Below are 21881 nucleotides of genomic sequence, written 5' to 3'. Positions count from 1 at the left end.
GGCGCCGCCGGGTCGGCGAGGTGGGAGGCGGGCCGTCCCGCCCTACGGCGTAACGGAGCGCCCGTCGTGGCCGACGACGAGCACGGCCGCGTCGTCCTCGTGCCCGATCAGCGCGGCGTTCTTGAGCACGGCGGCGGCCAGCGCGTGTGCCTCCATGCCGACGGCGGCGGCGAGGCTCGCCAGCCGCACCACCCGTTCCAGACCTTCGTCGACGCTGAGTGACGGGCCCTCCACCACGCCGTCCGTGACCAGGACGAAGACCCCGCCCGTGCCCAGCCGGTACCGGGTCACCGGATAGTCGGCGCCCTCCAGGACGCCCAGCGGCGGTCCGCCCTCGTCCCGGCAGACCTCCGCCCTGCCGTCCGCGGTGGCCCGGACGCACGGGATGTGGCCGGCCCGGGCGCTCTCCAGGAGGCCGGTCGCCGGGTCGTAGCGCATGAAGGTGCAGGTGGCGAACAGGTCCTTGTTGAGGGAGAGGACCAGTTCGTTCGTGCAGGCGAGGAGGTCGCCGGGTTCACTGGTGACCGAGGCGAGCGCCCGCAGGCCGACCCTCACCTGGCCCATGAAGGCGGCCGCGTCGATGGCGTGCCCCTGCACGTCTCCGACGGAGAGGCCGATACGGCCGTCGGGGAGGGTGAAGGCGTCGTACCAGTCGCCGCCCACGTTGAGTCCGGCGTACGCGGGCGAGTAGCAGGCGGCCAGGTGGATACCGGGTACGGAGGGCAGGTCCGCGGGGAGCATGTCGCGCTGGAGGGCGATCGCCAGCTCCACCTGTGACCGCCGCAGCTCGGCCAGCTCCCTCGCCTGTGTGGTCAGCGAGGCCAGCCGGTCGAGCAACTCTTCACCGTCGGGTGCGGGACGCTTGCGGAACATCGGACCACTCCCCGCCAGGCCGCCTCTCCCGGCAGACGCCTCTCGGCCCCCTGGACAGTGCAAGTCTGTCACCCGGGGCGGAAAAGGTCATGCGGAGCCGTCCGGGTTCCGCAGCCCGCCGGGCCCGGGACGGCGGCGCGTTCCGTACCCTTGCCGCATGCGCATGCGGCCCACTCTGACCTGGACCCCGGGAACCGACCTGCCGCCGGGCACCACGGACCCGGAGCCGGTCGCGGACGCGCTGCGGACGGGCGGCGTCCTGGTGCTGAGCGGGGCGGGCATATCCACGGAGTCGGGCATCCCCGACTACCGGGGCGAGGGCGGGAGCCTGAGCCGGCACACGCCGATGACCTACCAGGACTTCACCGGCTCCCCCGAGGCCCGCCGCCGGTACTGGGCGCGCAGTCACCTCGGCTGGCGCACCTTCGGCCGCGCCCGGCCCAACGCGGGGCACCGGTCGGTCGCGGCGTTCGCGCGGCACGGCCTGCTCACCGGTGTGATCACGCAGAACGTCGACGGTCTGCACCAGGCCGCGGGCAGCGAGGACGTCGTGGAGCTCCACGGCAGCCTGGACCGGGTCGTCTGTCTGTCGTGCGGTGTCCTCAGCGCGCGCCGCGAACTCGCCCGGCGGCTGGAGGAGGCCAACCCGGGCTTCTCGCCGGTGGCCGCCGGCATCAATCCGGACGGCGACGCCGACCTCACCGACGCGCAGGTCGGGGACTTCCGGGTGCTGCCCTGCACGGTCTGCGGCGGCATCCTCAAGCCGGACGTGGTGTTCTTCGGCGAGAACGTGCCGCCGGGCCGCGTCGAGCACTGCCGCGAGCTGGTGCGCGAAGCGTCCTCGCTGCTGGTCCTCGGCTCCTCGCTGACGGTGATGTCCGGGCTCCGCTTCGTCCGCCAGGCGGCCGGGGCGGGCAAGCCGGTGCTGATCGTCAACCGGGACGCCACCCGCGGGGACCGGCTGGCCGTCACCCGGATCGCGCTCCCGCTGGGGCCGGCCCTGACGAGGGTGGCCGAGGGACTGGGCGTGACCGTCGAGGACGCGGCGACGGCCTGACCAGGCGGTCCGCGTGCGGGCACGGGTCGGAAATCTCCCCGCGCCACCCCCTTGACCGTGGTCCCGACACTCCATACAGTCCTCGCACCTTACGAGGTACATCGATTAACCAATCGTTAACCGCTTGGTTGGAGACCACCCCTGTGCGCTCATCGCTGACACGGCGCGACCTGCTCGCCGCTGGTTCCGGTCTGGCCGCGGCCGCTGCCCTGCCCGCTCTGTCCGGCTGCTCGTCGCTGGCGTCGGCGGACTCCGACCCGGACACCCTCGTCGTCCACACCCAGCTCGGCACCACCGCGCCGGGCTCCCCCACGTACCTCGCGGCCGTGGACCGCTTCCGCGAGGAGAACCCGGGGGTGAAGGTCAAGAACCTGATCAACGGCGACGACCTCGCGCAGGTCTACGAGACCTCACGGCTGGCCCGCAAGGAGGCCGACGTCGTGATGGTCAACCTGTACGACAAGACGCTGGCCTGGACGGACGTCGGCGCGACCGTGGACGTCAAGCCCTACCTCGACGACTGGGGGCTGCGCGGGCGCGTCCTGCCCGCCGCGCTGGCCGACTGGACGGACGACGAGGGCCGCGTCCGGGCCTTCCCCTACTTCGCCACCAACTGGCCCGTCGCCTTCAACCGCGCCCTGCTGGACCGGGCCGGGGTCGGCGACATCCCCACCACGGGGGACGAGCTGATCGCCGCGGCCCGCAGGCTGCGCGCCAAGGGCATCGCCCCGGTGACCGTGGGCGGCAACGACTGGACCGGCCAGAAGCTGCTGGCGCAGATCATCCAGACGTTCCTGTCCCAGGACGAGGCCCGGCACGTCTACTCCACGGGGGACTTCGGCGGTCGCGGCGCACGCCGGGGCATCGAGTACTTCACGCACCTGCGCGACGCCGGTGTGTTCGCGGACAAGGCCCAGGGCCTCACCTCCGACTCGATGACCACGCAGTTCAACACCGAGGAGGCGGCCGTGCAGTCGGCGATGTCCTCCGCGCTGGCCAAGGTGCCCGAGAAGGTGGCCCGGCACACGGAGGTCGGCGGCTGGCCACTCGCGGACGGGGCGGCGCACGACGGTCCGACCGTCATCCGCGCCTACACCCTCATCGGCTTCTGGATCAGCCCCAACGGCGTCCGGAAGATCGAGCAGGTCGAGAAGTTCCTGCGGTTCATGTACCGCGAGGACGTCGTGGCCCGGTTCGTCACCGAGAGCGGCCGGGACATGGCCCTGCGCACGGACGCCGTCTCCACCGGCTTCCCGCTGGTCGGGGCGGCCCAGCGGCTCGGCTCCGAGGTGAGCCAGGTGCTGCTGCCCGACGTGTACGTGCCGCCCGCCGCCGCGCAACCGCTGATCACCGCGACCAGCACGTCGTTCACCCGCGGCACCAGCCCGGCCCGGGTGCGCGCCGCCCTCGAGTCCGCGTACCGGTCCGTATGAGCCGCCCGTCCGCCTCCGGTACGGCTGTCCCCTCCGTCCCCCTCCCCCGTCCCACCCGTTCTCCGGGAGTCACCGCATGACGACGCTCACGACGACGCCGGGCGGGAGCGCGGCCCCGAGCTCCGCCCCGCCATCCTCCCCCGCCCCGGCCGCGCGCCGGCCCCGGCAGGGCGGCACCGTCCTCGCGGTGCCCGCGCTGGTGTGGTACCTGGTCTTCATGGTCGGGCCGCTGCTCGCGATCTTCGTGATCGCGGCCCTGCACTGGCCGGGCATGCTCCAGCCGGTGTCCTTCGCCGGCCTGGACAACGTCCGGGTGGTGCTGGACGACCCGGTGTTCTGGGACGCGGTCCGCAACACCGCCGTGCAACTGGCCGTCGCCGTCCCGGTGATGATCGTCTGCGCGTTCATGCTGGGGTACTACGTCGCCCAGCGGCCGCCCGGCCACCGGGTCATCCGGTATCTGCTCTTCATCCCGGGGCTGATCTCGACGCCCGCGAAGGCGATGGTCTTCTACGCGGCCCTGTCCCCGGACGGCCTGGTCAACGGCGGGCTGGAGGGCATCGGTCTCGGCTCCCTGGCCGACGCCTGGCTGGCCTCGCCGTCGACGGCGCTGGCATGTCTGATCGCCCTGGACATCTGGGCCGGCATCGGGTTCACCGCCGTACTGTTCGCCGCCCGGCTGGGCAGTGTGCCGGACGAGCTGGGCGAGGCCGCGCAGCTGGACGGGGCGGGGCACTGGCGGACGATGTGGTCGGTCCACTTCCCCGTCATCCGCGACTACGTGGGCGTGGTGACGATGCTCCAGTTCCTGTGGACGCTGTTCGGCTCCGCGCAGCACGTACTGCTGCTCACGCAGGGCGGGCCCGGAACGTCGTCGACGACGCTGTCGTTCCTCGTCTACCAGAAGGCGTTCATCGCCGCCGACCTCGGCTACAGCCAGACCGTCGGCGTCCTCCTCTTCCTCGCCGGACTCGTCGGGCTGCTGACGATCCGCCGCGTCTTCCGCCAGAACTACTGATCGGAGCAGCACTGATGAAGCTCGGCAAGCGCTGGCTCCCGGCCCACATCCTGGTGTGGACGTACGCGGTGCTGCTCGTCGTCCCGCTGTACTACTTCCTCGCCTCGGCGTTCAAGTCGAACGACGAGATCTTCGCGCACCCCTTCGCCCCGCCGTCCTCCCTGGGGTTCGGCAACTTCCGTACGGCCTTCGAGAGCGCCGACCTCGGGCTCGCGGTCGTTAACTCGGCGCTGGTGACGGTGTTCTCGCTGGCGCTGACCCTGCTGCTGGCGATCCCCGCCTCGTTCGCGCTGGCGCGTTCGACCGGGCGGCTGGCGGGTGTCGTCGAGAAGGTCTTCTCGCTCGGCTTCCTGATCCCGACGTTCGCGGCACTCTTCCCCACCTTCCTGCTCGCGGCGGCCACCGGGCTGTTCCACACCCGGATCTTCATGGTGTTGTTCCTGCCGGCGACGGCGCTGCCGCTGTCGGTGGTGATCCTGGTGCAGTTCATGCGCACCATCCCGCCGGAGATGGAGGAGGCCGCCCGGCTGGACGGGGCGTCCACCTTCGCGGTGCTGCGGCACGTGTACACGCCGATGTGCCTGCCGGGCATCGCCACCGTGCTGCTGCTGAACTTCCTGACCTTCTGGAACGAGTACCTGTACTCGCTGGTCATCATCGGCCCCGACCCGGCGCAGCGCACGGTCCAGGTGGCCCTGCCCACGCTGAAGTCGATCACCGGCACGGACTACGGCGTGCTGACGGCGGGCACGGTGCTGACGCTGGTACCGGTGTGGGTCGTCTACACCCTGCTCCAGAAGCGCATGCAGCAGGCCCTGGTCAGCGGGGCGGTGAAGATGTGAGCGTCTCCACCGAGCGGGCCGGACGCAGGCCCACGATCAAGGCGGTCGCGGCGGCGGCCGGGGTGTCGACGGCCGCCGTGTCCCAGGCCTTCAACAACAAGGGCCGGCTGTCCGAGGCGACGCGCCGCCGGATCCTCGACACCGCGCTGGAGCTGGGCTGGTCGCCGAGCGCCTCCGCCGCGGCGCTGCGCAACGCCCGCACCCGCAGCCTCGCCCTGGTGGTGCGGCGGCCCACGGACGTGCTGGGCTCCGACCCGCACTTCAGTGAGCTGATCACCGGCATAGAGGGCGAGTTGGCGCCGCGCGGCTACGGCCTGCTGCTGCACCTGGTGAGCGGTCACCGCGAGGAGAACGCGCTGTACGAGCGGCTCGCGGCCGAGGGCCGGGTGGACGGCGCCGTGCTCACCGACGCCCGTGACGACGACGCCCGGCCCGCGCTGCTCGCCCGGCTCGGGCTTCCCGCGGTGCTGCTCGGTTCGCCCGACGGCACGGCCGTCGTGCCGCGCGTCGGACTGCGCGACCAGGGCGCGGGAATCGCGGAGGCCGTCGCGCACCTGCTGAGCCTCGGCCACCGGCGCGTCGCCTACGTCAGCGGGCCGCCCGAGCTCCAGCACACCCGTGTGCGCAGGGCGGCCTTCGAGGGGGCCCTGCGCGAGGCGGGGCTGCGCCCGTTCGCGGTGCTGCCCACCGACTTCAGCGAGCGGCGCGCCGTGGGAGCCACCGAGGCGCTCCTCGGCTCGGCCGACCGGCCCACCGCGATCGTGTACGCCAACGACTCGATGGCGGTCTGCGGCATCGGCACCGCGCAGCGCGCCGGACTGACCGTGCCCCGGGACGTGTCCGTCGTCGGCTACGACAACCTGCCGCTCGGCAGCTGGCTCCACCCCCGGCTGACCACGGTCGACCAGCAGGTGCAGCGGGTGGGCGCGGCCGCCGCCCGCATGCTGCTCGCCCTGTGCGGCGAGGAGGTCGAGGACGCCGCCCTCGCCGAACGGCCGCGCCTGGTCGTACGCGAGTCGACGGGGCCCGCTCCCGCCTGACCACCACCCGGCCGCGGCACGCCGCCGCGGCCACGCACCATCCGCACCCCCACCACCCGAGAAGGACCATGCGACGCCACAGCGCCCAGCTCACCCACCAGCCCGACGTCCTGCCCTGGCTCGGCGCCAACTTCTGGTCCCGCACCGGCGGCCCGCTGATGTGGCGGAACTACGACCCGGCGATCGTCCGTGACGAACTGCGTGTGCTCGCCGGCCACGGCCTGAACACGACCCGTTCTTTCTTCTACTGGCCGGACTTCCACCCGGAGCCCGACCGGATCGACGACGAACTGTGCGCGCGGTTCGAGGACTTCCTCGACGCCCACGTGGAGACGGGCATGGGGACCATACCGACGTTCATCGTCGGCCACATGTCCGGCGAGAACTGGGACCCCGTCTGGCGCGGCGGCCGCGACCTGTACGAGGACGTGTGGATGGTGGGCCGCCAGGCGTGGTTCGTGTCGCGCATGGCGCGGCGCTTCAAGGACCACCCGGCGGTGACGGGCTGGCTGATCACCAACGAGATGCCCGGGTACGGGCGCATCTACCAGGTCGACCCGCCGTCCTCGGACGTGGTGACCGCGTGGGCCCAGGCCATGTGCAACGCGGTGCGGGCGACGGGCGCGACGCAGCCGGTGTCGCTGGGCGACGGCGCGTGGGGCATCGAGGTCACCGGCCGCGACAACGGCTTCTCGCTGCGGGAGACGGCCGAGTACGTCGACTTCGTGGGACCGCACGTGTACCGCTCGGACACCGACCGGCCGCGCCAGCACTACCGGGCCGCCTTCGAGTGCGAGCTGGCCTCGGTGACCGGACAGCCCGTCGTGCTGGAGGAGTTCGGGCTGTCCACGGACACCGTCTCGGCCGCCAACGCGGGCGTGTACTACCGGCAGACCCTGCACAACTCGCTGCTGGGCGGCGCTACCGGCTGGCTCGCCTGGAACAACACCGACTACGACGACCTGTGGGACCAGTCCCCCTACGACCACCACCCCTTCGAGATGCACTTCGGCATCACCGACGCCACCGGGGCGCCCAAGGAGCCGCTGCGGGAACTGGCCGCCTTCGCCGGGGTGCTGAAGGCGGTGGACTTCCCGCGCTGCGGCCGCTCGGACGCCGACGCCGCACTGGTCGTCCCCGCCTTCCTCGAACGGGGCTACCCCTACAGCCGCCCCGCCGACCGGCCGCTCATCTTCACGTCCCTGCACCAGGGTTACGTCACCGCGCGCGCCGCCGACCTGCCGGTGGCCCTCACCCGCGAGGCGGACGGGCTACCGGGCGAGGCGTCGCTCTACCTGCTCCCCGCCACCCGGCAGCTCACCACCCGTACCCGCAGGGAGCTGGCCCGCCGGGCCGCCGAGGGCGCCACCGTGTACCTGTCGTTCTGCTCCGGCGAGCACCCGGCCACGCGCGGCCCCTGGTTCGACGACCTCGACGGGCTCTTCGGCGTCGAGTCGCAGCTGTCCTACGGCGTCGCCGAGCCGATCGGGGACGCCGTGCTGGAGATGACGTTCACCGAGGACCTCGGCGACCTGCGCGCCGGGGAGGTGCTGCGCTTCCCGGTCGCCGGGAACGAGGACAGCCGGGCCTACCTTCCGGTCGTACCGCGCGCGGGCCGGGTCGTCGCGGTGGACGCCCACGGACGGCCGGCCCTGATCGTGAACGACACCGGGGCGGGCCGGACGGTGCTGGCCACGTATCCGCTGGAGCACATGGCGGCCCGCACGGCACGCGTCAACCCCGAGGCCACGCACCGTCTCTACGCCGCGCTGGCCCAGGTGGCGGGCGTGCGGCGGCCCGTCACGGTCGCCGATCCGCACGTCTCGGCGGACGTCCTCGACCACACCGACGGCCGCCGTTTCGTGTGGCTGGTCAGCCAGAGCCCCGAGCCGCTCGTCGTCCGTCCCGCCACCGAGGGCAAGCTGCACGGCCTCGCCGACGGCACACCGGTCGAGGACGTGCCGCTCGACGCGTACGGCGTCGCGGTGCTGGAGCTGCGATGACCGTCCCGCGCTACCGCGATCCGGCCGCGCCGGTGCCGGACCGCGTCCGTGACCTGCTGGGCCGTATGACCCTCGCGGAGAAGGTCGGTCAGCTCAACCAGCGCATGTACGGCTGGGACGCCTACGAGCGCGCCGGGGACGGTCACCGCCTCACGGAAGCCTTCCGCTCGGAGGTGGCCGCCTTCGACGGCATGGGGGCGCTGTACGGGTTGCAGCGGGCCGACGCCTGGTCCGGTGTCGGCTTCGCGGACGGTCTCGACGCGACGGACGGGGCGCGGACGGCGGCGGCCGTGCAGCGGTACCTCGTGGACCGCACCCGGCTCGGCATCCCCGCGCTGCTGGTGGAGGAGATGCCGCACGGCCACCAGGCGCTGGACGGGACGGTGCTCCCGGTGAACCTCGCGGTCGGCGCCACCTGGGACCCGGACCTGTACGCCGACGCGGTGGCCGGGGCGGCCGCCGAACTGCGGGCGCGCGGGGCGCACATCGCGTTGGTGTCGGCCCTCGATCTGGTGCGCGATCCGCGCTGGGGGCGCAGCGAGGAGTGCTTCGCCGAGGATCCCTACCTCGCCGCGCGGATGACCGAGGCGCTGGTCGAGGGCGCGCAGCGGGCGGGCGTGGCCGTGGTCCTCAAGCACTTCGCCGGTCAGGGCGCCACCATCGGCGGCCGCAACAGCGCGGCGACGGAACTGGGCGTGCGTGAACTGCACGAGGTGCACCTGGCGGCGGCCCGCGCCGGGGTGGCCGCGGGCGCTGCCGGGGTGATGGCCGCCTACAACGAGTTCGACGGCCTGCCCTGCGTCGCCAACCGGTACCTGCTGACCGACCTGCTCCGTGCGGAGTGGGGTTTCGAGGGTGTCGTCATGGCGGACGGCACGGCGGTGGACCGGCTGGTGCGGCTGACCGGCGATCCGGTGGCGGCCGGGGCGCTGGCCCTGGACGCCGGGTGTGATCTGAGCCTGTGGGACGACTCCTTCACGCGGCTGGGCGAGGCGGTGGAACGCGGTCTGGTGTCCGAGCCGGCGCTGGACACCGCGGTGGCCCGGGTCCTCACGCTGAAGTTCCGGCTGGGCCTGTTCGAGGAGCCGCTGCCTCCGGCCGGACCGAAGGCCGTTGGCCTTCCGGACCCCGCCGAGCTGGGCGAACGCATCGCCCGCGCCTCGGTGACACTGCTCTCCCACGAGGGCGGGGTGCTTCCCCTGTCCCGTGCGGTGCGGCGGATCGCGGTTCTCGGCCCGAACGCGGACTCCCTGGCGCAGCAGATCGGCGACTACACGGCACCGCAGCGGCCGGGCGCCGGCGTCACCGTCCTGGAGGGCGTCCGCGCGGCGGTCCGGCCCGGGACCGAGGTGGTGCACGGCCGGGGGTGCGGCCTGGTGGGTGACGACGTGTCGGACGTGCCGGCGGCCGTGGCGCTGGCGGCCGGCTCGGACGTGGCCGTGCTGGTGCTGGGCGGCTCCAGCGCCCGTTCCCCGGACACGGTCTTCGACGCGAACGGTGCGGCCGTCACCGGTACCGGAACGCCGTCCGGCATGACCTGCGGCGAGGGTGTCGACCTGGCGGAGCTGGCGCTGCCGCCCGGACAGCGGGCCCTGCTGGCGGCGGTGTCGGCGACCGGGACCCCGGTCGTGGTGGTGCTGGTCCAGGGGCGCCCCCACGCCCTGCCCGGGACGGACACGCCCGCGGCGGCGGTGCTCAGCGCCTGGTATCCGGGGCCGCGCGGCGGGCGTGCCGTGGCCGAGGTGCTGTTCGGGGACGCCGAGCCGCGCGGCCGGCTGCCGGTCTCGGTGCCCCGGTCGGCCGCCCAACTGCCCGTCTGTTACAACGGCAAGGACCACCGCTACCGGGGGTACGTCGACCAGAGTGCCGGGCCGCGCCACGCCTTCGGGCACGGTCTGTCGTACGCGAGCGTCGAGTACGGGGCGCCACGGCTGTCGCATTCCCGGGTCGGCGCGGACGCACCGCGTCTGACCTGCCGGGTCGCCGTGCGCAACACGGGGTCCCGGCAGGCCGAGGAGACGGTCCAGCTCTATGTGCGCCGCCTGTCCGGGGGCAGTTCCTGGCCGCGCGTGCGCGAGCTGCGCGGTTTCGCCCGGCTGAGCATCGCGCCCGGCGCCGAGGCCGAGGCGGTCTTCGAGGTGGGCGCGGACACGCTGGCGTCGGTGGGGCGCGACCTCCGCCTCGCCGTGGAGCCGGGGGTGGTCGAGCTGGAGACGGGGCCGGCGTCCGACCGGACTCGGGGCGTCCGACTGGAGATCACCGACTCGGAATCGAACGCAACTTAGGCTAGCCTTCCCTTCATGGCGAAGGTTCGGCGGCTCACGCCCCAGCACCCGGAGATGTTCCGCGCCCGCGTCGTGCGGACCGAGCGGGTTACCCCCTCCATGCAGCGTGTCACGGTCACCGGGCCGGGGCTGGGCGGCTTCCCGTGGCTGGGTTACGACCACTGGTTCCGGCTGTTCTTCCCGCTCCCCCACCAACGCGCCCTGCGTCTCCCGGAGTTCTCCGGCTCCCAGTGGTGGCAGCCGTATCTCGCGATCCCGGAGGAGGAGCGGCCGCACTGCGCCAACTACTCCGTGGCCGACTACCGCAGGGAGAGCGCCGAGCTCGACATCGACTTCGTCGTCCACCGCGGCCCCACCGGGGAGATCGAGGGCCGGGCCGCGATCTGGGCCTGCGCCGCCGGCCCCGGGGACACCCTCGCCCTGCTCGACCAGGGCGTCCTCTTCGACTGCCCGCACGACGCCTCCGAGGTCACGGTGGTGGCCGACGAGACCGGACTGCCCGCCACGGCGAGCATCATGCGCTCACTGCCCGAGGGCACCGTGGGGCGGCTCATCCAGGAGATCCCCACCGACGGCGACCGCCGCGAGCTGGACGCCCCGGCCGGCGTGACCGTCTCCTGGGTCGTCCGGCGGGACGGCGCCTCGGTCCCCGGCGCCGCCGCGCTGCACGAGCTGCGCCGGCTGACCCGCGCCGACGCGTCGGGGTACGCCTTCGTCGTGGGCGAGTCGACCCTGGCCACCGAGGGACGCAGGCACCTGCACCGCCTGGGCCTGCCGAAGGAGCGCATCACCTTCTCGGGGTTCTGGAAGCACGAGGCGATGGCGGCGGCCTGACGCCGGGCGGCCCCCTTACGCCTGGGCGCCCTTGACCCGCTGGTAGTGCCGCCGGGCCTTCATGCGGTTCCCGCACTCGGCCATGGAGCACCACCGGGCGCTGTTGGGCTTGCTCCGGTCCAGCAGGAAGCGCCGGCACTCCGGGTTGCCGCACGGCTTGAGCCGTCCGGGCCTGGTCTCCTCGACGTGCGCCCAGGTCAGCACCAGTTCGACGGCCAGGCGGTGCGCCTCGGGCACCTCGAGCACCCATCGCAGCCCACCGCCCTCGATGACCGGCACCCTGCTGACGCCCTGGAGGAACTCGCCCAGGCACGCGGGGTCCCGGCGCCCCCGGACGACCTCCTGGAGTGCGTCGCGCACGGCGACCAGCAGGGCGACCTCCGCGTCCGACCCGCCGCCTCCGTGGCCGCGGGCCCATGCACGGCCCCGGCCGGGCGTGCCCAGGGCATCGCTCACCGAGCCCTGCACGACGGGAGTCGTGTTGAGCAGCTCCAGGAGGACGTCTTCCGCGGCCCTGTCGGTCACCACTCCCACCCCTAACCGTTTCGCTGACATTGGCAGGTTACAACAGTATCACCTCACCTAACCCCTAAACCTCACTTGACAGGTTAACCATGGAGTGCTGGACTCAACCTAACCACTAAACGCGATTGAAGGGGTTTGCCATGAACGTCGCCGTGCACCACAGGACCGCCACCGTCGACGGCCTGGACGTCTTCTACCGGGAGGCCGGTGACCCGCAGGCGCCGACCGTCGTGCTGCTGCACGGATTCCCGACGAGCAGCCACATGTTCCGCGGCCTGATCCCGGGGCTCGCGGACACGTACCACGTGATCGCACCCGACATGATCGGTTTCGGGCACTCGGCGATGCCCACGACCGACGCGTTCGACTACGGTTTCGACTCCCTCACCGACGTGACCGTCGGCCTCCTGGACCAGCTCGGCGCGGAGCGCTTCGCGGTGTACGTACAGGACTACGGCGCGCCCGTGGCCTGGCGGATCGCCACCCGGACCCCGCACCGCGTCACCGCGATCGTCACGCAGAACGGCAACGGCTACACCGACGGCTTCGTCAAGGAGTTCTGGGACGGGCTCTTCACCTACACCGACGACCCGACCCCCGAGACCGAGGCTCCCGCCCGGGCGGCGCTGTCCCCGGAGATGATCCGCTGGCAGTACCTGAACGGGGTCCGCGACCGGAGCCTGGTCAGCCCCGACACCTGGGCCCTCGACCAGGCCCTGCTGGACCGGCCCGGCAACGACGCCGTCCAGCTCACGCTGTTCCGCGACTACCCGAGCAACGTCGACCTCTACCCCCGGCTCCACCAGTACTTCCGCGACACGCAGGTTCCGCTGCTGGCCGTGTGGGGCGCCAACGACGAGATCTTCGGCCCCGAGGGCGCCCACGCGTTCCGGCGCGACCTGCCGGACGCCGAGATCCACCTCCTGGACACCGGGCACTTCGCCCTGGAGACCCACCTGGAGGAGATCACCGGTCACATGCGGGACTTCCTCGCCCGGGTCGGGAAGTAGGGCACCTCGGCGGTCACGATCCGGCCGGCCGGCCGAGCACGTGCGGCGCGAGGATGTCGGCCACCGTCCGGTTGCGCGGTACGGGAACGTCCAGCCGGCCGGCGAGTTCCACCACTCCCCCGCTGAGCCAGGGCAGTTCGAGTCGGTTGCCCTTGTCCAGGTCGTTGTGCATGGAAGAGGTCATGGCCGCGGGGAGCGTGTCGCAGAAGTCGAGCCGGTCCCGGGCGAAGTCGCCGTCCAGCCGCACTCCCGACGCCCGCGCCACGGCCACGGCCTCGGCCATGACGTCGTACAGGAGCGCTCGGCTCCGCTCGTGGGCGCGGACGACGCCGATCGACTGACGGACCGTCGCCGTGGTCGCCGACAGACCCACGAGGAACACGAACTTCTCCCAGATCGCCCTCTCGATGTCGTCACTGGCCTCCGCGTCGATCCCGGCGTCGCGGAACGCGGCCAGCACGGCGCGGCCGGTCTCCGTCGGACCGGGCCCGTAGGAGCCGAGCACGACCTTCTGCAAAGGGCTGTTGTGCCTGACCACTCCGGGTTCCTCGATGAAGGCGGAGATGAAGCAGACGCCGCCCAGAACCTGCTCCTCGGTCAGCCGGTCGCGCAGGACGGCGTCCTTGTGCACGCCGTTCTGCAGCGACAGCACCGGGGCGTTGCGCGCCGCCGAGGACCGCAGTTGGTCGGCCACCGCCTCGGTGTCCCACAGTTTGACGGCGACCAGGACCAGGTCGGTGGGGCCCAGCTCCGAGATGCTCCCCACGACGGATTCGGGCGGGGTGCGCAGCTCGCCCAGGGGACTGTGGACGACCAGTCCGGACCGGCGCATGGCCTCGAGGTGCCCGCCGCGGGCCACGAAGGTGACCTCGTTGCCCGCCGCGGCCAACCGGGCCCCGAAGTAGCCCCCGACGCCGCCCGCCCCGATCACCGCGATACGCATGGCTCCGCCCCCACTCCCTAGGTAACCATCTGAACGGTTACTATAAAACCATGGACACCGAGCAGCACGGGCCGCGCAGGAGAGTCACCGCCCGGCTGCGGGAGCTGCGTTTCGACGCCGGGACCCTGTGCCTGGACCTGGTGGCCACCGTGGGCCGCAGGCCCGAGGCGCCCGTCGAGCGCATGGGCGACGCCGAACGCCTCGAAGCCTGGTGCCGGGGGGTGGGGGTGTCACTGGAGCCCGGGTACGACCCCCATGACGTCCTGCGGTCGCTGCACGCACTGCGCGACGCCGCTCACGACATCGCCTCCGGTGCCGTCGACGGCCACCGGCCGCGGCAGCGGTCGGTGGACTTGGTCAACTCCCTGGCCGAGGCCGAACCTCCGTCCCCGCGGCTGGAGTTCACCGCCGACGGCGGGTGGGTGGCGAAGGGGAGCCGGAGGCTGTCCGAGGAGGCCCTGCTGTCGCTGGTGGCACGGGACCTCATCGATCTCGTGACCGACGACGCGCGCCGGTCCCGGCTGACCGCCTGCGCCTCCGAGACGTGCCGGATGCTCTGCCTCGACTCCGGCGGCGGCCGGCCGCGCAAGTGGTGCTCCATGCGCCGCTGCGGCAACCAGGCCAAGGCGGCGGGTCGCCGTCTGCGGGAATCGGCCCCCTGAGGTCGCCCGGACTACGACTTCACGAAGGCCAGGAGATCGGGGTTGAGGACTTCCGGATGGGTCGAGAGCATGCCGTGCGGAAGTCCTTCGTACGACTTCAGGGTGCCGTTCGGCAGGAGTTCCACCGACCGCGGTGCGGCGCCCTCGTAGGGCACGACCTGGTCGTCCGTGCCGTGCGCGACGAGGACGGGCACGTCGATCCGCTTGAGGTCGTCGGTGAAGTCGGTCTCGGAGAACGCCGCGATGCACTCGTAGTGGGCGTTGGCCGCGCCCGTCATCCCCTGGAGCCACCAGCGGTCGATCAGCCCCTGGGAAACCGTCGCGCCCTCCCGGTTGAAGCCGTAGAAGGGGCCGGACGGCACGTCGATGTAGAACTGCGCGCGATTGGCGGCCAGCGCCGCGCGGAACTCGTCGAAGACCTCCATCGGCAGACCGCCGGGATTGGTCTCGGACTTCACCATCACCGGCGGGACGGCGCTGACGAGTACGGCCTTGGCGACCCGGCCCGGCTCGGCGCGCGCCACATAGCGCGCGACCTCGCCACCGCCGGTGGAGTGCCCGATGTGCACCGCGTCCCGCAGGTCGAGCGCGTCGGTCAGCGCCGCGACGTCGGCCGCGTAGGTGTCCATGTCGTGACCGCCGGACGGCTGGCCCGAGCGTCCGTGGCCGCGACGGTCGTGGGCGATGACGCGGTAGCCGTGGGAGAGGAAGAACAGCATCTGGTTGTCCCAGTCGTCGGCACTGAGCGGCCAGCCGTGATGGAAGACGATCGGCCGGCCGTCATGCGGACCCCAGTCCTTGTAGAAGATGTCCGTGCCGTCGGAGGTGGTGACCGTGCCCATGACTGATCCTTCCGCGTAGGTGACTGACCCGCGCCAGCCACCTTACGCCGGGAACCGACATACCTCACTTTTCGCCCGTATGACTGAATTACCATGACCCGGCCGACACTCGAGCGACGACCCGGTGGGACCGGACGGCGGAGGAAGCGATGACAGCGGGAACGCACCGCGTGGGCGTGCTCGTCTTCGACGGGATGAAGCTGCTCGACCTGTCCGGACCGGCGGAGGTCTTCAGCGAGGCCAACCGGTTCGGTGCCGACTACCGGCTGAGCATCGTCTCGGTGAGCGGGTCGCCGGTGCGCTCGTCGATCGGCATGCGCGTGCCGGCGGACACCGACGCGCGTACCGCCACGGCCTACGACACGGTCGTCGTGGTCGGCGGCGACGCTCTGCCGCAGGGCCCGGTGGCTCCGGACCTCCGCGCGGCCGCGAGGATCATGGCGGAGCGTGCGGGGCGCGTCGCGTCGGTGTGCACCGGCGCCTTCGTCCTGGGTGCGGCGGGCCTCCTGGACGGCAGGCGCGCGACGACGCACTGGCAGCACACCGCCGCGCTGGCCCGCCGCTGCCCCACGACACGGGTCGAGGCCGACGCGCTGTTCGTGAAGGACGGCAGCACCTACACGTCCGCCGGCGTGACCGCGGGCATCGACCTCGCGCTCTCCCTGCTGGAGGAGGACCACGGCCCCGGCCTGGCCCGGCAGGTCGCCCGCTCGCTGGTGGTGTACATGCAGCGGGCCGGCGGCCAGTCGCAGTTCTCCGCCTCGCTCCAGGGCCCGCCTCCCCGGACCCCGGTGCTGCGTATGGTCCAGGAGGCGGTGCAGGGCGATCCGACGGCGGACCACGGGCTGGCGGCCCTCGCCGCACGGGTGCGGGTCAGTCCGCGGCATCTGACACGCATGTTCCGGGACGAACTGGACACGACGCCGATGAAGTACGTGGAGCTGATCCGTTTCGACATGGCCAAGGCCCTGCTCGACGCCGGGCACAACGCCACCGAGGCCGCCGCCCTGTCGGGCTTTCCCAGCTACGAGAGCCTGCGGCGGGCCTTCACCCGCCGCCTGGGGCTGTCCCCCATCCGCTACCAGCACCGCTTCGCCACCACCACGCGGGACTCATGACCGGTTCCGAGGGGTTCCTGGCCATCCGGCAGCGGACGCGGCCCGGCGGTCCGGCGCAAGGTGGGACCGACACCGCAGGCACCACCCCGGGAGAACCGCCATGACAGAGACCATCGCCGGCATCGGCATCCCCGACAGCGCGCTCGCGCGCGAGGCGACGGAACTCGTCCGCGACACCACACCGCCGCTGATCTTCCACCACTCACGCCGCGTCTACCTCTTCGGCAGCCTCCAGGCCGCCGCCCGGGGCCTTCGGCCGGACCCGGAACTCCTGTACGTCGCCGCGCTCTTCCACGACACCGGACTGGTGCCGCCCTACCGCGGTGAGGACCAGCGATTCGAGATGGACGGCGCGGACCAGGCACGGGCGTTCGTGCTGGCCCACGGCGCGTCCGAGGCCGCCGCGGACACCGTGTGGACGGCCGTGGCACTGCACACCACCCCGGAAATCCCGTACAAGCTGGCGCCGGAGATCGCGGCGACCACCGCCGGCGTCGAGACGGACGTGCTCGGACTCCACCTCACGGCCCTGACCCGGGCACAGATCGACGCGGTCACGGCCGCGCACCCGCGTCCGGACTTCAAGAAGGAGATCCTCCGGGCGTTCACGGACGGCTTCAGGCACCGTCCGGACACCACCTTCGGCACGGTGAACGCGGACGTCCTCGCACACTTCGTGCCCGGTTTCCGGCGGACGGACTTCGTCGAGGTGATCCAGAACTCCGCCTGGCCCGAGTGACCCCGCCCCCGGCGGGCCGGCCACGGACCACGCGCCGCCCGGCCCGCGCCGGCGTGCCGCGGGGCTGCGGCCGGCGCCCGGGTCAGGTGAGTCCGGCCGCGACGAGACCCGCGGCGGTCCGCAGTGCGGCCGCGAGGCCGGCCCGCGGGGCCGCCGGGCCGGAACCCGGCTCGACCGGGCGGTGGGCGTGCTGCTCCACGGCCGCACGCAGGGCGGCGTTGAGCATGGCGGCCCAGACGGCCGGCCGTACGTCGTCGTCGGGCAGGCCGGCGCGCTCGGCCAGAGCACGGGCGAAGGCGGGCTCCGCCTCGTCGTGGGCCTGCAGCCAGACCGCGCGCAGGCCCGGTTCGGTGCGGGTCAGCCGCAGCAAGGCGCCCACGTCCGGTCCGGCCGGCTCCTCGTCGGCGATCCACACGTCGTCGAAGGCCTCCTGGAGGGGCCGGCCGGGGCGCCACTGGCGGAGCGCGGCGGCGACGGCGTCGATACCGGTCGAGAACAGCGGCCGTACGCAGCTCTCCTTGGTCGGGAAGTAGCGCCAGACCGTCCTCGCCGAGACGCCGACCGCCCGGCCGATCTGCTCCCCCGTGGTCGCGGCGACGCCCTGGGCGACGAACAGGTCCACCGCGGCGCGAGCGATCTCCAGCCGGACGGCGGCCTTGCGTTCGTCGGTCAGCGGCGGTCGTCCCGTCCGCCCGCGGACTGCGGTCATCTGGCCCCTCCGGCGGCGGCGAACCCTGTCCCGGATATTCTGCACCACGACTTTATGTCACTCAGAGACACAAAGTCCTGGATCGCAGCACGGTGCGGCGGCAGTCCTCCGCACCGGTACTCGAGGGAACGGAGCAGGGGATGACCGAGGATCTGCGCGGGCGCAGTGTGATCGTCACCGGAGCGGGATCGGGCATCGGACGCGCTGCCGCGCTCGCGTTCGCCGCTCAGGGCGACCGGGTCCTGGTCGCGGACCTCGACGTCGCGGGGGCCGGGACCGTCGTCCAGGAGATAGAACGGGCCGGCGGCACCGCGGTGGCCGTCACGGGCGACCTCGGCGAACAGTCCGTGGTGGACCTGGTGACCGCGACGGCGGCGGAGCGGTTCGGCGGGGTGGACGTCCTAGTGAACAATGCCGGGATCATGGACAGCATGTCGGCACTGGCCGATGTCAGCGACGCCGAGTGGGAGCGGGTCCTCAGGGTCAATCTCACCGCGCCCTTCCTCCTCGCCCGCGCCGTACTGCCGCACATGCTGACCGCGGGGCGCGGGGTCATCGTGAACACCGCCTCCGAGGCAGCCCTGCGCGGCAGTGCGGCGGGGGCCGCCTACACGGCGTCCAAGCACGGCGTGGTGGGACTGACGAAGTCGCTGGCGGTGATGTACCGCAAGAACGGCATTCGTTCCAACGCCGTCTGCCCGGGCGGCACCGCGACCGCCATCGTGGTGGACGCGGACCGGACGGCGCACGGTCCGGCGGCCCTCGGGCCGCACTTCGCCAACCTGGGCCGGGTGTCCCGGCCGGAGGAACAGGCCGCGGCGATCCTCTTCCTCGCCTCGGACGCCGCGAGCAACATCAACGGTGCGATTCTGCCCGTCGACGACGGCTGGTCCGCGGTCTGAACCGGCGCCGGCCGCCCGGGGCGCGTCCCGCGGCGGGCACCTACGCCCGTGCGGTCGCCCTGGGCCGCAGGACCTCGTCCATGGACTCCTCGCGCCACCTCCTCAAGAGGTTGTGGAACGCGAAGGCGCCGTGGGGGTAGGCGGTGGGGCCGTTCGGCCGGCCGCGTCCCTCGCCGTTGTAGTAGCCGGGGGTGCACTCGGCGTGGAACCAGGCGTGGTCGGGGGCGCCTTCGCCGAGGGCGGCGACCCAGGCGTCCTCCGCGTCCGGGGACGGTTCGACGAGGGCGCTGGCGGCTTCGGCGGCCGCGACGAGGGCGGCGGCGTGAACGGCGTGCTCGTCCAGCACGTGCGTGAAGTTGACGCTGGCGGCGCTCTGCGAGGCGCCCAACTGGATCAGGTTCGGGAAGCCGTTGCTGGTGAATCCGTGCAGGGACCGCGGGCCCCGCTCCGCCCTCACCCGCGACAGGGGCACGCCGTCCCGGCCGTGGACGGGCAGCCGGCCGGAGTGGACGCCGGAGACTCCGACGGAGAACCCGGTGGCGAAGACCAGGCAGTCGAGCGCGTACTCGGTACCGCCCACCACGACACCGCGCTCGGTCACGCGCTCGATCCCGTGGGTGTCCGCGGTGTCGACCAGGGTGACGTTGTCGCGGTTGAACGCCTGGAGGTACGTGTCGGAGAACGTGGGGCGCTTGCAGGCGTACCGGTACCAGGGCTTGAGCCGCTCCGCCGTCGTCGGATCGGTGACGACCCGTTCGACGCGGGCGCGGATCTCGTTCATCTTGGCGGCGTCCGCCACCTCGTAGGCCGCTTCGAAGCCGGCACTGCCGGCCGGACGGCGGAAGCTCGGCAGAAGCTTCTCGAGGAGCCCCGCCGACGACGTCCACCGGTCGGCGACGAGGTCGTCTTCGGCACTCTCCCCGGAGACGATGCGCAGGAAGTTGTCGCGGCGCTCACGCGCCCAGCCCGTGCGGTCGGCGCCGACGTCCTGGGCGGAGGTACGGCGGTTCGCGCGCACGTCCACGCTGGAGGGGGTGCGCTGGAAGACGTAGAGGTGGCCCGCGTCCTCGGCCAGCTTCGGGACGACCTGGACCCCGGTGGCGCCCGTGCCCACGACACCGACGCGCTTGTCCGCCAGCCCGGTCAGCCCGCCGTCCGGGGTGCCGCCCGTGTAGCCGTAGTCCCAGCGCGAGGTGTGGAAGGTGTGGCCCCGGAACGTCTCGATGCCCGGGATGCCGGGGAGCTTGAGCTCGGTGAGCGTCCCGGTGGCCGTGACGACGTGGGTGGCCCGGAACCGGTCGCCCCGATCGGTCGTGACGATCCAGGTCTCGCCGGTGTCGTCCCACGTCAGCGAGGTGACCTCGGTGGAGAACAGGGAGTCCGCGCGGAGGCCGAACTTCTCGGCGATGCGCACCGCGTGCCGGCGGATCTCCTCGCCGGGCGCGTACTTCCACTCCGGCACGTACCCGGTCTCGTCGAGCAGCGGCAGGTAGACGTGCGACTCGATGTCGCAGTGGATGCCCGGATACCGGTTCCAGTACCAGGTCCCCCCGAAGTCACCCCCCTTCTCGACCACACGGACGCGCTCGATGCCCCGCTCGCGCAGCCGCGCCCCCGCGAGGATGCCGCCGAACCCGCCGCCGACGACCGCGACGTCGACCCGGTCCCGCACCGGCTCCCGCCCGGTGGTCCGCGGCGCGTACGGATCGGCCGCGTAGTAGCCGAACTCGGCGTCGGCGCCGTGGTACTGCCGGGTCCCGTCGGGGCGCACGCGGCGCTCCCGCTCGGCCCGGTAACGCGCCCTGAGCCCGGCGATCTCCTCGGGGGACAACTCCTGTGCATGTGCCATGTGGGGGGCCTCGTTCCTTCCGCTTCACTGCCGGGGAGTCGCCCTTCCATGAACAGGGCGAGAAATCACGGGGCTTGAGCAGCCGTGCACTACGGTAACAACAACCGGACAACGCTGTCCGGTTGCCTCTGAGTTGCTTCCGCATACTTTCGGACAGGAAGAGTGATGCACATGCGAGGAATCCCGATCCGGTCCCTGGCCGCGGCCGTCACGATCGGCGTGCTGGCCCTTTCCGGGTGCGGTACGCAGACGGCCGGCGCGCCGGTGGGACCCGGCGGTTCCGGTGACGACCGGACCATCCGCGCGCGGCAGGTCATGCGGCTGACGCAGGTGCACGAGGAGACGGGCATGACCCTGCTGGAGGGCCCGGTCTTCGACGAGGACGGCCGGCTGCTCGTCGTCGACGTCACCGCCCCGGCCGGGGAGGCGAAGGTACTGCGCGTGAATGTCCGGAAGAAGACGTCGGAGCAGCTCCACACCGACGCTCGGGGCACCTACACCTCGGCCCAGTTCAGCCCGTACGACGGACGGATCTACCTGACCGACTTCTCCCACGGCGACATCGTGAGCCTGGCCCCGGACGGAGGCGATCCGCGGACCTTCTTCTCCGGCGAGGTCGACGGATCCCGGATGAACCCCGACGACCTCGCCTTCGACCGGGAGGGCAACCTGTATCTCAGCGACTCACGCGGCATGTCCGAGGGCGAGTCGAGGGGTCGCGTGGTGCGGATCGACCGTGCGGGGAAGAAGGCCACCGTCCTGGCGGACGGGCTGGCGTCGCCGAACGGCATCTCCTTCGACGCGGACTACCGCGGGCTGTGGTTCAGCGAGCTGACCCGGAACCGCATCTCGTACCTGCTCCTCGACGGCGGGGGCGAAGCGGCCTCCCGGCACACCGCCGTCCGGGTCGACGGCGGTGTCGCCCGGACGGACTCGATCGCCGTGGACGCGGACGGCAACCTGTACCAGGGGCTGCACGGCCGCCCCGCCATGGCGGTGTACGACAAGTACGGCGAGCGCCTGGCGACCGTGGAGGTGCCGGCCCGCGCCGCCCGAGGACTCGAGTCGGCGACCAACGTGGCCATCACGCCCGGCGGGACCAGGGCGTACATGACGGTGAGCGGACCCGGAGGAGGCTACCTGTTCGCCTTCGAGGCACTGGCGGAGGGTATCCGCCAGTCCAACGGCGGCTGACAC

20 protein-coding genes are annotated in these 21881 nt (G+C 72.5%); 14 read left to right on the top strand and 6 right to left on the bottom strand.

Annotated elements, in window-relative coordinates; genetic code table 11:
• Positions 1-42: 42 nt before the first annotated feature.
• The gene (locus tag Sco07f_RS19550; protein ID WP_007389684.1) at positions 43-873 is read right to left on the bottom strand and encodes a PP2C family protein-serine/threonine phosphatase; all 831 of its coding nucleotides are present in this window, start codon (positions 871-873) and stop codon (positions 43-45) included.
• Positions 874-1030: 157 nt separating this feature from the next.
• On the opposite strand from Sco07f_RS19550, the gene Sco07f_RS19545 reads away from it, so the two are divergent.
• The 8 genes from Sco07f_RS19545 (at position 1031) to Sco07f_RS19510 (ending at position 11385) form a co-directional block, all read left to right on the top strand.
• Positions 1031-1930 carry an NAD-dependent protein deacetylase gene (locus Sco07f_RS19545; RefSeq protein WP_007389682.1) on the top strand — a complete coding sequence of 300 codons (900 nt, stop codon included), beginning with the start codon at positions 1031-1033 and terminating at the stop codon, positions 1928-1930.
• A 143-nt stretch (positions 1931-2073) separates the two neighbouring features.
• Complete coding sequence (locus Sco07f_RS19540) at positions 2074-3363, top strand: ABC transporter substrate-binding protein (RefSeq protein ID WP_087788263.1); 1290 nt, start codon at positions 2074-2076, stop codon at positions 3361-3363.
• Positions 3364-3439: 76 nt separating this feature from the next.
• Positions 3440-4381 carry a carbohydrate ABC transporter permease gene (locus tag Sco07f_RS19535; protein WP_108988588.1) on the top strand — a complete coding sequence of 314 codons (942 nt, stop codon included), beginning with the start codon at positions 3440-3442 and terminating at the stop codon, positions 4379-4381.
• Between the two features lie 14 nt (positions 4382-4395).
• Positions 4396-5223, top strand: coding sequence for a carbohydrate ABC transporter permease (locus tag Sco07f_RS19530; protein ID WP_054101028.1), 828 nt, complete (start codon positions 4396-4398; stop codon positions 5221-5223).
• Positions 5220-6263, top strand: a complete 1044-nt coding sequence (locus tag Sco07f_RS19525) for a LacI family DNA-binding transcriptional regulator (protein ID WP_054101029.1) — start codon at positions 5220-5222, stop codon at positions 6261-6263. Before Sco07f_RS19530 ends, Sco07f_RS19525 begins: the two co-directional genes overlap by 4 nt.
• Before the next feature lie 68 nt (positions 6264-6331).
• A complete protein-coding gene (locus Sco07f_RS19520) occupies positions 6332-8266 on the top strand; it encodes a cellulase family glycosylhydrolase (protein ID WP_108988587.1) in 1935 nt (644 codons plus the stop codon).
• Complete coding sequence (locus tag Sco07f_RS19515) at positions 8263-10551, top strand: glycoside hydrolase family 3 N-terminal domain-containing protein (RefSeq protein WP_087788267.1); 2289 nt, start codon at positions 8263-8265, stop codon at positions 10549-10551. The genes Sco07f_RS19520 and Sco07f_RS19515 overlap by 4 nt, the downstream gene beginning before the upstream one ends.
• A gap of 15 nt (positions 10552-10566) precedes the next feature.
• On the top strand, positions 10567-11385 hold the full coding sequence (locus Sco07f_RS19510) for a siderophore-interacting protein (protein ID WP_167468146.1): 819 nt from the start codon (positions 10567-10569) through the stop codon (positions 11383-11385).
• A gap of 15 nt (positions 11386-11400) precedes the next feature.
• Here the strand turns inward: Sco07f_RS19510 and Sco07f_RS19505 are convergent, their stop codons facing one another.
• On the bottom strand, positions 11401-11910 hold the full coding sequence (locus tag Sco07f_RS19505; RefSeq protein ID WP_007389654.1) for a CGNR zinc finger domain-containing protein: 510 nt from the start codon (positions 11908-11910) through the stop codon (positions 11401-11403).
• 140 nt (positions 11911-12050) lie between these two features.
• On the opposite strand from Sco07f_RS19505, the gene Sco07f_RS19500 reads away from it, so the two are divergent.
• Positions 12051-12920, top strand: a complete 870-nt coding sequence (locus tag Sco07f_RS19500; RefSeq protein WP_054101034.1) for an alpha/beta fold hydrolase — start codon at positions 12051-12053, stop codon at positions 12918-12920.
• 13 nt (positions 12921-12933) lie between these two features.
• Here Sco07f_RS19500 and Sco07f_RS19495 read toward each other — a convergent pair whose 3' ends face one another.
• Positions 12934-13863, bottom strand: coding sequence for a ketopantoate reductase family protein (locus Sco07f_RS19495; RefSeq protein WP_087788268.1), 930 nt, complete (start codon positions 13861-13863; stop codon positions 12934-12936).
• A gap of 50 nt (positions 13864-13913) precedes the next feature.
• Here Sco07f_RS19495 and Sco07f_RS19490 point away from each other — a divergent pair, with 50 nt between their 5' ends.
• Positions 13914-14525, top strand: a complete 612-nt coding sequence (locus Sco07f_RS19490) for a CGNR zinc finger domain-containing protein (RefSeq protein WP_087788269.1) — start codon at positions 13914-13916, stop codon at positions 14523-14525.
• 11 nt (positions 14526-14536) lie between these two features.
• Here Sco07f_RS19490 and Sco07f_RS19485 read toward each other — a convergent pair whose 3' ends face one another.
• Positions 14537-15367, bottom strand: coding sequence for an alpha/beta fold hydrolase (locus tag Sco07f_RS19485; RefSeq protein WP_087788270.1), 831 nt, complete (start codon positions 15365-15367; stop codon positions 14537-14539).
• Between the two features lie 149 nt (positions 15368-15516).
• On the opposite strand from Sco07f_RS19485, the gene Sco07f_RS19480 reads away from it, so the two are divergent.
• Positions 15517-16485 carry a GlxA family transcriptional regulator gene (locus Sco07f_RS19480; protein ID WP_087788271.1) on the top strand — a complete coding sequence of 323 codons (969 nt, stop codon included), beginning with the start codon at positions 15517-15519 and terminating at the stop codon, positions 16483-16485.
• Between the two features lie 100 nt (positions 16486-16585).
• Complete coding sequence (locus Sco07f_RS19475; RefSeq protein ID WP_087788272.1) at positions 16586-17224, top strand: HD domain-containing protein; 639 nt, start codon at positions 16586-16588, stop codon at positions 17222-17224.
• Between the two features lie 82 nt (positions 17225-17306).
• Here Sco07f_RS19475 and Sco07f_RS19470 read toward each other — a convergent pair whose 3' ends face one another.
• Positions 17307-17933, bottom strand: a complete 627-nt coding sequence (locus tag Sco07f_RS19470) for a TetR/AcrR family transcriptional regulator (RefSeq protein ID WP_054101040.1) — start codon at positions 17931-17933, stop codon at positions 17307-17309.
• A 140-nt stretch (positions 17934-18073) separates the two neighbouring features.
• Here Sco07f_RS19470 and Sco07f_RS19465 point away from each other — a divergent pair, with 140 nt between their 5' ends.
• Complete coding sequence (locus tag Sco07f_RS19465; protein WP_054101041.1) at positions 18074-18835, top strand: SDR family NAD(P)-dependent oxidoreductase; 762 nt, start codon at positions 18074-18076, stop codon at positions 18833-18835.
• 40 nt (positions 18836-18875) lie between these two features.
• Here the strand turns inward: Sco07f_RS19465 and Sco07f_RS19460 are convergent, their stop codons facing one another.
• The gene (locus Sco07f_RS19460) at positions 18876-20684 is read right to left on the bottom strand and encodes a flavin-containing monooxygenase (protein WP_108988586.1); all 1809 of its coding nucleotides are present in this window, start codon (positions 20682-20684) and stop codon (positions 18876-18878) included.
• A 171-nt stretch (positions 20685-20855) separates the two neighbouring features.
• Here Sco07f_RS19460 and Sco07f_RS19455 point away from each other — a divergent pair, with 171 nt between their 5' ends.
• A complete protein-coding gene (locus Sco07f_RS19455) occupies positions 20856-21878 on the top strand; it encodes an SMP-30/gluconolactonase/LRE family protein (RefSeq protein ID WP_167468144.1) in 1023 nt (340 codons plus the stop codon).
• Positions 21879-21881: the final 3 nt, after the last annotated feature.

This window comes from Streptomyces coelicoflavus (genome assembly GCF_003112555.1).
Classification (GTDB): domain Bacteria; phylum Actinomycetota; class Actinomycetes; order Streptomycetales; family Streptomycetaceae; genus Streptomyces; species Streptomyces coelicoflavus.
This window is presented reverse-complemented; position numbering and strand designations above follow the sequence as displayed.

Bases quoted from the DNA above. Each gene is read 5' to 3' on its own strand.
- Sco07f_RS19550 (WP_007389684.1), bottom strand. From the start codon at position 873: ATGTTCCGCAAGCGTCCCGCACCCGACGGTGAAGAGTTGCTCGACCGG.
- Sco07f_RS19545 (WP_007389682.1), top strand. From the start codon at position 1,031: ATGCGCATGCGGCCCACTCTGACCTGGACCCCGGGAACCGACCTGCCG.
- Sco07f_RS19535 (WP_108988588.1), top strand. From the start codon at position 3,440: ATGACGACGCTCACGACGACGCCGGGCGGGAGCGCGGCCCCGAGCTCC.
- Sco07f_RS19530 (WP_054101028.1), top strand. From the start codon at position 4,396: ATGAAGCTCGGCAAGCGCTGGCTCCCGGCCCACATCCTGGTGTGGACG.
- Sco07f_RS19520 (WP_108988587.1), top strand. From the start codon at position 6,332: ATGCGACGCCACAGCGCCCAGCTCACCCACCAGCCCGACGTCCTGCCC.
- Sco07f_RS19515 (WP_087788267.1), top strand. From the start codon at position 8,263: ATGACCGTCCCGCGCTACCGCGATCCGGCCGCGCCGGTGCCGGACCGC.
- Sco07f_RS19510 (WP_167468146.1), top strand. From the start codon at position 10,567: ATGGCGAAGGTTCGGCGGCTCACGCCCCAGCACCCGGAGATGTTCCGC.
- Sco07f_RS19500 (WP_054101034.1), top strand. From the start codon at position 12,051: ATGAACGTCGCCGTGCACCACAGGACCGCCACCGTCGACGGCCTGGAC.
- Sco07f_RS19495 (WP_087788268.1), bottom strand. From the start codon at position 13,863: ATGCGTATCGCGGTGATCGGGGCGGGCGGCGTCGGGGGCTACTTCGGG.
- Sco07f_RS19490 (WP_087788269.1), top strand. From the start codon at position 13,914: ATGGACACCGAGCAGCACGGGCCGCGCAGGAGAGTCACCGCCCGGCTG.
- Sco07f_RS19485 (WP_087788270.1), bottom strand. From the start codon at position 15,367: ATGGGCACGGTCACCACCTCCGACGGCACGGACATCTTCTACAAGGAC.
- Sco07f_RS19480 (WP_087788271.1), top strand. From the start codon at position 15,517: ATGACAGCGGGAACGCACCGCGTGGGCGTGCTCGTCTTCGACGGGATG.
- Sco07f_RS19475 (WP_087788272.1), top strand. From the start codon at position 16,586: ATGACAGAGACCATCGCCGGCATCGGCATCCCCGACAGCGCGCTCGCG.
- Sco07f_RS19470 (WP_054101040.1), bottom strand. From the start codon at position 17,933: ATGACCGCAGTCCGCGGGCGGACGGGACGACCGCCGCTGACCGACGAA.
- Sco07f_RS19465 (WP_054101041.1), top strand. From the start codon at position 18,074: ATGACCGAGGATCTGCGCGGGCGCAGTGTGATCGTCACCGGAGCGGGA.
- Sco07f_RS19460 (WP_108988586.1), bottom strand. From the start codon at position 20,684: ATGGCACATGCACAGGAGTTGTCCCCCGAGGAGATCGCCGGGCTCAGG.
- Sco07f_RS19455 (WP_167468144.1), top strand. From the start codon at position 20,856: ATGCGAGGAATCCCGATCCGGTCCCTGGCCGCGGCCGTCACGATCGGC.